The 9,815-nt window shown below is 75.6% G+C and carries 9 protein-coding genes; 7 read left to right on the top strand and 2 right to left on the bottom strand.

Annotation, left to right across the window (positions count from 1 at the left end; translation table 11 throughout):
• The 5 genes from ACFE60_RS14920 to ACFE60_RS14900 form a co-directional block, all read left to right on the top strand.
• Positions 1–1,134: glycoside hydrolase family 3 C-terminal domain-containing protein (locus tag ACFE60_RS14920; RefSeq protein WP_375389654.1), on the top strand; the 1,134-nt coding region annotated here is incomplete at its 5' end.
• Positions 1,135–1,157: 23 nt separating this feature from the next.
• A complete protein-coding gene (locus ACFE60_RS14915) occupies positions 1,158–1,760 on the top strand; it encodes a TetR/AcrR family transcriptional regulator (protein WP_375389653.1) in 603 nt (200 codons plus the stop codon).
• 76 nt (positions 1,761–1,836) lie between these two features.
• The gene (locus tag ACFE60_RS14910) at positions 1,837–2,346 is read left to right on the top strand and encodes a flavin reductase family protein (RefSeq protein ID WP_375389652.1); all 510 of its coding nucleotides are present in this window, start codon (positions 1,837–1,839) and stop codon (positions 2,344–2,346) included.
• Positions 2,343–3,713, top strand: a complete 1,371-nt coding sequence (locus ACFE60_RS14905) for an NtaA/DmoA family FMN-dependent monooxygenase (RefSeq protein ID WP_375389651.1) — start codon at positions 2,343–2,345, stop codon at positions 3,711–3,713. The genes ACFE60_RS14910 and ACFE60_RS14905 overlap by 4 nt, the downstream gene beginning before the upstream one ends.
• Before the next feature lie 225 nt (positions 3,714–3,938).
• On the top strand, positions 3,939–5,117 hold the full coding sequence (locus ACFE60_RS14900) for an ROK family protein (protein ID WP_375389650.1): 1,179 nt from the start codon (positions 3,939–3,941) through the stop codon (positions 5,115–5,117).
• 102 nt (positions 5,118–5,219) lie between these two features.
• On the opposite strand, the gene ACFE60_RS14895 is transcribed toward ACFE60_RS14900, so the two are convergent.
• Positions 5,220–6,944, bottom strand: coding sequence for an aldehyde dehydrogenase family protein (locus ACFE60_RS14895; RefSeq protein WP_375389649.1), 1,725 nt, complete (start codon positions 6,942–6,944; stop codon positions 5,220–5,222).
• 105 nt (positions 6,945–7,049) lie between these two features.
• Here ACFE60_RS14895 and ACFE60_RS14890 point away from each other — a divergent pair, with 105 nt between their 5' ends.
• Positions 7,050–8,300, top strand: coding sequence for an FAD-binding protein (locus ACFE60_RS14890; protein WP_375389648.1), 1,251 nt, complete (start codon positions 7,050–7,052; stop codon positions 8,298–8,300).
• Positions 8,297–9,202: an aldose 1-epimerase family protein gene (locus tag ACFE60_RS14885; RefSeq protein WP_375389647.1), complete on the top strand. Its 906-nt coding sequence runs from the start codon at positions 8,297–8,299 to the stop codon at positions 9,200–9,202. Before ACFE60_RS14890 ends, ACFE60_RS14885 begins: the two co-directional genes overlap by 4 nt.
• 193 nt (positions 9,203–9,395) lie before the next feature.
• Here ACFE60_RS14885 and ACFE60_RS14880 read toward each other — a convergent pair.
• Positions 9,396–9,815: fumarylacetoacetate hydrolase family protein (locus tag ACFE60_RS14880; RefSeq protein ID WP_375389646.1), on the bottom strand; the 420-nt coding region annotated here is incomplete at its 5' end.

The following is a 9,815-nucleotide window of genomic DNA, read 5'->3' as shown; positions in this document are numbered from 1 at the left end:
CTGTCGAACGACGGCGTCCTGCCGCTCGCCGCCCGGGCGCGGATCGCGGTGCTCGGGCCGAACGCGACGACCTGGACCGGGCTGCTCGGGTGCTACTCCTTCCCCGCGCACGTCGGCGGCCAGCACCCGGACGTGCCGCTCGGCATCGACCTGCCGACGCCGCTGGAGGCGCTGCGCCGGGAGCTGCCGGACGCCGCGATCACCGCCGTCACGGGGACCGGCATCGACGACTTCGACACCGCCGGCATCCCGGACGCGGTGGCCGCGGCCCGCGACGCCGACGTCGCGATCGTGGTGCTCGGCGACCGGGCGGGCCTGTTCGGCCGCGGCACGAGCGGCGAGGGCTGCGACGTCGGGTCGCTCGTGCTGCCCGGTGCCCAGCAGGCGCTGCTCGACGCGGTGCTGGACGTCGGGACGCCCGTCGTCGTGGTGCTGCTGACTGGGCGGCCGTACGCGCTCGGCGCCGCGCCGCAGCGCGCGGCGGCGATCCTGCAGGCGTTCTTCCCCGGGGAGGAGGGCTCCGCGGCCGTCGCCGGCGTGCTGTCGGGCCGCGTGAACCCCTCCGGCCGCCTGCCCGTGAGCGTGCCAGGAAGGCCGGACGCCCAGCCCAGCACCTACCTCGCGGCGCGGCTCGCGAGCGGCAGCGACGTGTCGAGCGTCGACCCCGCGCCCGCCTTCGCGTTCGGGCACGGCCTCGGCTACACGTCGTTCACGTGGACCGACGCGGAGGCGCCCGAGCGGATCCGGCTCGGTGACCCGATCGAGGTCGCCGTGACCGTGCGGAACAGCGGCGACCGCGCCGGGACCGAGGTCGTGCAGCTGTACCTGTCCGATCCGGTCGCGAGCGTCGTGCGCCCGGTGCAGCGCCTCGTCGGCTACACGCGGGTGGACCTCGAGCCGGGCGCCGCCGCGCGGGTCCGGTTCACCGTGCCGGCGGACCTGGCGAGCTTCACCGGGCTGGGCGGGCGCCGGGTGCTCGAGCCGGGCGACCTCGACCTGCGGGTCGCGGCGTCCAGCGCCGACGCGCGCGCCGTCCTCCGGGTGCGGCTCGAGGGCGACGCGGTCGAGTACGACGACGCGGCCGACGCGGCCAGGGCGCTCACCTCGACCACGCAGGTGACCGCGCTGCCCTGACCCGGATCGCTAGGGTCGGCGCCATGACGACCGACGCGCCCGCCGGCGCGCCCGCGGGTGGCGCCGCGCGGCGGCGCCTGCTGGAGCGCGTCGCGGACCACGTGCTCGAGCACGGCGCCAGCGAGCTGAGCCTCAGCGAGCTGGCCCGCGCCGTCGGATCGAACAACCGGATGCTGCTGTACCACTTCGGCTCGAAGGACCGGGTGCTGAGCGAGGCCGCGCTCGTCGCCTACGGCCGGTTCCCGCACCTGGAGGGGGCGCTGCGCCGCCTCGGCGAGGAGGGCGACGACCTCCGAACCCGGCTGCTGCGGGCGTGGGCGGACATCGCCCATCCCGACAACGGCCCGTTCCTCGCGTTCTTCTTCCAGGCGTTCGGCGTCGCGCTGTACCGGCCGGAGCGGAACGCGGAGCTGTTCGCCCGGCTCGGCGCGGAGTGGGCCGGACCGGTCCGGGTCGTCCTCGAGCGGGAGGGGTTCGACCAGGACACCGCGCTCGAGCTGGCGACCGGGCTCGTCGCGGCGTGGCGCGGGCTGCAGTTCGACCTCGTGTCCGGCACGCCGCGGGAGCTGCTGGACCGCGCGTACGCCCGCCTCGTCGACGCCTTCCCGGTCCCCGGCAGGTCGTGACGCGCGCGAAACAGCGCGGAAACACCGGTCCTCTACCCTCCTGAACCGTTCGGTTCACTCATCCGGAGGAGGATCCGTGTCCCGCCTGACCCCGCTCGACGACCCCGGCGCGCTGCGCCGCACGTTCGCCCTGTTCCCCTCCGGCGTCGCCGCCATCGCGGCGGAGGTGGACGGGGTGCCGCGGGTCCTCGTCGCCTCCTCGTTCCAGGTCGGCATCTCCGCCGACCCGCCGCTGGTCCTGTTCGCCGTGCAGCGCACGAGCACGACGTGGCCGGTCCTGGGCCGCGCCGCCCGACTCGGGGTCTCCGTGCTCGGCGAGGTGCACGAGGCCGCCGCCCGCCAGCTGGCGTCCAAGGTCGTCGACCGCTTCTCGGGGATCGGGGTGGAGCGCACCGCCTCCGGCGCCATCCTGATCGAGGGGGCGCCCGTGCACCTCGAGTGCGCCGTCGAGGGCGGGATGCCCGCCGGCGACCACGACGTCGTGCTGCTGCGCGTCCACGCGCTCGCGACCGACCCCGCGGCCGAGCCGCTGGTCTTCCACCAGTCCACGTTCCGCCGGCTGAGCCCCGCCGGGATCGCGGCGTGAGCGCCCGCCGGCCGATCCGCCTCGGCATGTTCCAGGCGATGACGACGATGGGGCAGTGGCGCCTGCCCGGCAACACCTCCACGGGCTTCCTCGACCTGCAGCACTGGGTGGCGATGGCGCAGCGGCTCGACGCCGCCGGCGTCGACTTCCTGTTCCTGGCGGACGACTACGCCTATCCGGTCGTCGGCGGCCACGTCGTGCCGCGCGCCGTCGCGAGCGCGGTCCAGTTCCCGAAGGCGGACCCGGTCGTGCTGCTGTCGGCGCTCGCGCTCGCGACCGAGCGGCTCGGGCTCGTCACGACGGTGTCGACGACCGTCGAGCGGCCGCAGGTCGTCGCCCGCCGGTTCGCGACGCTCGACCACCTGACCGGCGGCCGGCTCGGCTGGAACGTCGTCACGGGCGCGGGCCAGAACGCCTCCGCGCTGCTGTTCGGCGAGCCGATGATCCCGCACGACGAGCGGTACGAGCGGGCCGAGGAGCACCTGCGCCTCGCCATGGAGCTGTGGGAGGGCTGCTGGGAGGACGACGCGCTCGTCGAGGACCGCGAGGCCGGGGTGTACGCGGACCCGGCGAAGGTGCACGAGATCGATCGCGACGGCCGCTTCCACCGCGCCCGCGGCGTGCTGACCGTGCCGCCGTCGCCGCAGCGGACGCCGCTGCTGTTCCAGGCGGGGGCCTCGTCGAGCGGCCGCGGCTTCGCGGCGGACTTCGCGGAGGGCGTGTTCCTGGCGAGCGAGCCCGCGGCGACCGCCACGCAGATCGCCGCCGTCCGCGACCTGCTCGACGCGAACGGGCGCGGGCGCGACGCGGTCGTGTTCCTGTCGGCCGGCACCTTCGTCGTCGCGCCGACGGAGGAGGAGGCGCTCGCGAAGCGCGCGGCGCAGTCGTCGTTCTGGACGCTCGAGGACGCCGCGGCCGCGTACGCGTTCTTCACCGGCCTGGACCTGACGACCATGGACCCGGACGGCCCGCTGACCACGACGGCGACCGAGACCGGCCGGACGAACGTCGAGCGGTTCTCCGGCGCGCACGGGGCCCCGGTCAGGACGGTGCGCCAGATCCTGGAGGAGTTCCAGAAGAACTCCGTCATGGGGGCGCCCTTCGTCGGCGACCCGGTGCAGGTCGTCGACCAGGCGGAGGCGTTCCTCGACGAGACCGGCGCCGACGGGTTCCTGGTGCAGCCCGATCCGACGGGCACCTTCGACGACTTCCTCGACCTGGTGCTGCCGGAGCTGCGCCGCCGCGGCCTGGTCGCGCAGCCGGACGCCGCACCGACCCTCCGGCAGCGGATGTTCCCCGCCGGCGACGCCCACCTGCCGGCGTCGCACCCGGGCGCCGCCTTCCGCCGCACGGGCGCGCCCGTCTGAGGCCGAGGGCTTCAGCAGGACAGATCGAGGGCTTCAGCAGGACAGAACGGCTTGGGCAGGACGATCCGGGCCGTTTCGTCCTGCTGAAGCCGTTCTGTCCTGCCATCGCCCTCGGGGTCGGCCTCGGGGTCGACGCGGCGGCAGGGCGGGCGCAGGGGCGCGCCGGTCCGCGGCCGAGGAACGTCGGCGGACGCGAGCGCGATGCCCGCTCCCTATGCTGGCGCGGTGCCGAACCCTGAACCTCGTGGGCGTTCGGGCGGGTCCGGGCGCCGCCACAACCTCGCGCTCGTGCTGCAGCGCGTGCACGCGGCGCCCCTCACGCGCAGCGAGCTGACACGGGTCAGCGGCCTCAACCGCTCGACCGTCGGCGCGCTGGTCGCGGACCTCGCCGCGCGCGGGCTCGTGGTCGAGGACCCGCCGTCGGCGCTCGGTCAGGTGGGGCGGCCGAGCCCCCTGGTGCGGGCGGGCGAGGAGCCGGTCGCGGTCGCCGTGAACCCGGAGGTGGACGCGATCACCGTCGCGCTCGTCCGGCTCGGCGGCGAGGTCGTCGCGGTCGACCGCACCCCGTTCCCCGCCGTGCCGGACGTCGAGGACGCCGTCGAGGCCTCCGGGGAGGCGCTCGCCCGGCTGCTGGCCGCCTCCCCGCACCACCGACCGGTCGGTGCCGGCGTCGCGGTGCCCGGCGTCGTCAGCTCGGCCGAGGGGCTGGTCCGCCTCGCTCCGCACCTCGGGTGGCGCGACGTGCCGCTGGCCGACCGGCTGGCCGAGCGCATCGCGCTGCCGGTCGCGGTCGCGAACGACGCGACCCTCGGCGCGCGGGCGGAGTGGCTGTTCGGGGCCGGGCGGGGCGTCGGCGACCTGGTGTACCTGTACGGCGGGGCCGGCGGCATCGGCGGCGGGATCGTCGCCGGCGGCGTGCCGCTCGCCGGGGCGACGGGCCACGCGGGCGAGCTGGGGCACGCGATCATCTCCTCGAACGGCGTGCCGGACACCCTCGGCGTGCGCGGCACGCTCGAGTCCGCGGTGCAGCGGGTCGCCCTGCTCGAGGTGCTCGGCCTGCAGGACGCACCCGCCGACCGGCTGGAGGCGAGCCTCCTCGCCGCGGCGGACGAGCCCCGCGTGGCGGCCGAGGTGGGCCGCCAGGTGGAGGCGCTCGCCGTCGCGATCGCGAACGCCGTCACCGTGCTCAACCCCGCGCGGGTGATCCTGGGCGGGTTCCTGTCCGCGCTCGCGGCGGTCGCGGGGGAGCGGCTCGACCGGCTCGTCGCCGAGCGGGCGCTGCCCGGCATCGGCGAGCGCGTCGAGATCCGGCGCAGCGAGCTCGGCTCGCGCATACCGCTGATCGGCGCGGCGGAGCTCGCGTTCGCGCCGCTGCTGGCCGACCCGGCGGCCTACCGCCACTGAGCGCCTCCCGCGCTTCGGGACCGCACGCCTGCCGCTTCCGGCACGCGCTTCGGGGTGTGGGGTGCCGGAAGCGGCAAGTCCGCGGTCCGTCGGGCGGAGGGGTCAGCCGCGGAGCGCCGCCAGGATCGCGCCCGGCAGCAGCCAGGGGGCCTTCCCGGTCGCGAAGCCCGTGAAGCGCTTCGCGAACGGCGTGCCGGTGCGCGACGACAGGAACCACGGCGGCTTGGGCGAGATGGACCGCTCGCCGGCGAGCACGGAGGCGGGGAACGGCCGGAACGGCCCGTGCACGACGGTGCGCTCCACCCCGTCGATCAGCAGCGCGTTGTGCACGACCCCGATGCCGGAGCGGACATCGGCGATCGTCGCGCCCGGGTAGGCGCCCCACGGCGCCGCGGGGAAGAGGAACGCGGCACCGGTCCACGCGTTGATCGCGATCGTGCCGTAGCGCAGCGCGGCGATCGCCCGGCCGAAGCCCGCGCCGAGCGCCGTCCGGTCCTCCGGCCGGATCAGCACGTTCGCGCCGAGCTCGCCGACCAGGTCCTCGTTCGCCACCCGGACCGCCTCGTCGAGGAACGCCTGCCCGGTGCCGGGCACGTCGACGACGCCGAGGACCGGCGCGAACCACTCCGTCGTCCCCATCCGGCCCGGGTCGGCGCCCACGTCGACCAGGAGCCGCCCGCCGTCCGGCCCGAGCCGCTGGGCGTCGGGGTAGTCGGCGAGTGCGGTGGCGCACCGGTCCGCGCCGCCCGGGTACCAGGCGGGACGCGGCGGGGCGGCGTCGAGCGCGCGCCGCAGCTGCACGAGGAACGCCTCCCGCTGGGGCCAGTCCGCGGAGAGCAGCAGCACCTGGCCGGCGACGCAGTCGTAGCCGCCGTTGTGCAGGCGCATCGTCGCGACGTGCTCGGCCTGGAACGCGAGGTCCTGCGCGGTCCACTCGCCCGGCACGACGACGACCGGGGAGGCGCCGCCCAGCTCGCTCGAGATCGGCACGCCGAGCAGGGGCGTTCCCGCCCGCCTCCGCGCCGCGGCGTCCTCCCCGGTGCCCCAGACGATCGCGTCGTGGCTCGCCGCGCTGCCCGTGATGTGCACGTGCCGCACGCCTGGGTGGTGGGCGAGGAAGCCGCCGACCGCGGCCCCGCCCTGCACGATGCGCAGCAGCCCCGCGTCGATCAGCGGCGCGAACGCGACCTCCAGCGGCTCCGCCATGCCGGCCAGCACCGGGTTCAGCTTGAGCACCGCGGCGCGGTTCTCCGCGACGAGTCCGTACAGCACGTCGAGCGGCGCGATCGCGGTGACGTTCCCGGCGCCGAGCACCAGGCCGACGCCCCCGGACTCGCCGACGCGCAGCGCGCCGAGGCCCGCCGTGAGCATGGCCCGCTGGTCGGTGACGCCCGGCGCGAACCAGACCTCGGCGCGGAAGCCGTTCAGCACGACCGCCTCGGTCGCGTCGAGCGGCAGCACGTCGACGGCACGTCGGCCGCCGGGCGCGTCGTGGAACCGCAGCCCACGCAGCGGGCTGCGGCCCTCCGCCAGCACGTCGAGCGTCGACGCCAGCCGGGCCAGCGCGGTCAGCGCGCCGTAGGGGCCGGCGAGCCACTCCTCGCCGACGAGCGGCGAGTCCGGGTCGAGCCCCTTGATGCCCGCCGCGGTCGACGCCCAGGTCTCCGCAGCGGCGGCGACGCTCGCGTGCGTCGTCCGCAGCAGCGCGGCCCGGTCGGTCAGCGATGTGACCGCCCAGCGGTCCGCGCCCTCCTGCAGCTCGGCGATCAGCCGACCCAGCAGGACCTCGTCCACCTCGTCCGAGACCCGTGCGATGCCGACGCTCATCAGCGCCCTCCCTCTGCCCCCGCGCAGCGGGAATGGTAATCCGCAGAATCGATGCCGTGGGGCCGGACCAGGCAGGATGGACGACGCGAACGAGGAGGTCCACGCATGCGGAACTGGTCAGGAATCTACGAGTACCGGGCGACCGCGGTGGAGGCGCCGCCGACCGTCGAGGCGGTGCAGGACCTCGTCGCCCGGTCGCCGCGCGTCCGCGCGCTCGGCACCCGGCACTCCTTCAACGACCTCGCCGACACCGACGGCGTGCTGGTCACGACGACCGCGATCGACCCGTCGTTCGACCTCGACACCGACCGCCGCGTCGTCACCGTCGGCGCCGGCACGCGGTACGCGGCCGTCGCGACGTACCTGACCGACCGCGGGTGGGCCCTGCACAACATGGGCTCCCTGCCGCACATCTCCGTCGGCGGCGCGATCGCGACCGGCACGCACGGCTCCGGCGACCTGAACGGCAACCTCTCGACGGCGGTCCGCGGCCTGCAGATCGTCGGCCCGGACGGGTCGCTGCGCTGGGTGCGGCACGGCCACCCCGACTTCCCCGGCTCCGTCGTCGCGCTGGGGCTGCTGGGCGTCACGGTCCGGCTCGAGCTGGCGGTGCAGCCCTCGTACCTCGTGCGGCAGGACGTGTACCGCGGCCTGCCGTGGGCGACCCTGCTCGCGGACGTGCCGGCGATCACCGGGGCCGGCTACAGCGTCAGCGTCTTCACGGACTGGGCGACCGACCCGATCGGGCAGGTCTGGGTGAAGCGGCGGCTCGAGTCCGCCGACGAGCCGGTGCCGGACGAGCTGGCCGGAGCGGTGCGCATCGAGGGCGCCTCCCAGATCCTGCCGTCGGAGGACGACAACACGACGCAGCAGGGCGTCGCGGGCGCCTGGTCCGCCGCGCTGCCGCACTTCCGCATCGAGTCCACCCCGAGCAACGGGGACGAGATCCAGACCGAGTACTTCGTCGACCGGGCCGACGCGGTCGGCGCCCTGGAAGCGGTGCGCGCGCTCGCCGCCGACATCGCCCCGCACCTGCTGATCACCGAGCTGCGGACGATCGCCGCCGACGACCTGTGGACCAGCATGGCGTCCGGCCGGGACTCGCTGGCGATCCACTTCACCTTCAAGAACGAGCCGGACGCGGTCGTCGCGCTGACGCCGCGGATCGAGGCCGCGCTCGAGCCCTTCGCGCCCCGTCCGCACTGGGGCAAGGTGCACACGCTCGCACCGGAGGCGATCGTCGCCCGCTACCCGCGGTTCGGCGACTTCCGCGACCTGGTGCACCGGACCGATCCGGAGGGGAAGCTGCGCGGGCGGCACACGCAGGCGCTGCTCGACGCGGCGGCGGGCGCATGAGCGACGCACCGCCGATCAGCGGCACGCGGATCGCGCTGCGATCCGGCGAGTACGCCGCCGACATCGCCTCCATCGGGGCGAGCCTGCGCACGCTCACCTCCGGCGGCCGCGACCTCGTCGTGCCCTTCGCCGCGGACGAGGTGCGGCCGCTGTTCCGCGGCGTGGTGCTCGTGCCGTGGCCGAACCGCGTGGTCGACGGGCGGTACGCGTTCGACGGCGTGGAGCAGCGGCTCGCGCTGACCGAGCCCGACCGCGGGCATGCGCTGCACGGGCTCGCCTGCTGGACCGACTACCGCGTGATCGAGCGCTCGGAGCAGTCGGTCCTGCTGCAGGCGGAGGTCGTCGCGCAGGCCGGGTACCCGCACCGCCTCCGTGTCGAGGTCGCGTACACGCTCGGCGAGGACGGCCTGACGACCGCGATCACCGCGACGAACACGGGCGCGACCCGGGCGCCCTACGGCGCCTCCGGCCACCCGTACCTCGTCGGCGGCCCTGGCCGGGTGGACGACTGGACGCTGCAGGTCGACGCCGCGCAGGTGCTGGAGGTGGACCCGGAGCGGCTGATCCCGCATGGCCTCCGCGCGGTCGCCGGCGGCGAGTTCGACTTCGCCGCCGGGCGACGGATCGGCGACCTGTTCATCGACCACGCCTTCACGGGGCTCCGCGAGCACCGGGCCCGCGTCGTCGCGGCCGACGGGCGGGGCGTGGAGGTGCGCTGGGACGCGGTCGCGCCGTGGGTGCAGGTGCACACCGGCGACCGCCCCGAGCCGGAGCACCACCGCGTGGGCCTGGCCGTCGAGCCGATGACCTGCCCGCCGGACGCGTTCAGCTCCGGCACCGACCTGGTCGTGCTGGAGCCGGGCGCCGCCCACACGGTCGCCTGGACGATCGCCGCCGTCTGACGGCGCTCCTCCGGCGACGATCCGAGCCCTTCAGCAGGAATCCGGGAGCCCTTCAGCAGGAAGAACTCCCATCGGCAGGAAGAATCGGCCGCGTTCTTCCTGCCGAAGCGGATTCTTCCTGCCGTCGTGCTCGAGGATTCCTGCTGTCGTGCTCCGGGGTCCCTGCTGAAGGGCTCGGGAGCGCTGGTCGGACTCAGACGCGGCGGCCGACCTCCCGGACCGGGTTCTCCAGCACGCCGACGCCCTCGACCGTGACGCGGACGACGTCGCCCGCCGCAAGGGTGAAGGACTCCGGCGGCACGATGCCGGTGCCGGTCAGCAGCACGGCGCCCGACGGGAACGGCATCGCCGCGAACAGCCACGCGCCCAGGTCCTCGAAGGACCGGGTGATGGCGGCGGAGGTGGTCGTCGCGTCGAACGCGGTCGCGCCGTCCCGCTCGATCTCGAGCCGGATGCCGAACGGGCCGTCGACCGCCCAGACCGGCACGATCGCGGGGCCGAGCGCGCAGGACGCCTCGTAGACCTTCGCCTGCGGCAGGTAGAGCGGGTTCTCGCCCTCGATCGACCGGCTCGACAGGTCGTCGCCCGGCACGTACCCGAACAGCTCGCCGGT

The organism is uncultured Amnibacterium sp. (assembly GCF_964245895.1).
Lineage (GTDB): Bacteria > Actinomycetota > Actinomycetes > Actinomycetales > Microbacteriaceae > Amnibacterium.
This window is presented reverse-complemented; position numbering and strand designations above follow the sequence as displayed.

Bases quoted from the DNA above. Each gene is read 5' to 3' on its own strand.
- ACFE60_RS14915 (WP_375389653.1), top strand. From the start codon at position 1,158: ATGACGACCGACGCGCCCGCCGGCGCGCCCGCGGGTGGCGCCGCGCGG.
- ACFE60_RS14895 (WP_375389649.1), bottom strand. From the start codon at position 6,944: ATGAGCGTCGGCATCGCACGGGTCTCGGACGAGGTGGACGAGGTCCTG.
- ACFE60_RS14890 (WP_375389648.1), top strand. From the start codon at position 7,050: ATGCGGAACTGGTCAGGAATCTACGAGTACCGGGCGACCGCGGTGGAG.
- ACFE60_RS14885 (WP_375389647.1), top strand. From the start codon at position 8,297: ATGAGCGACGCACCGCCGATCAGCGGCACGCGGATCGCGCTGCGATCC.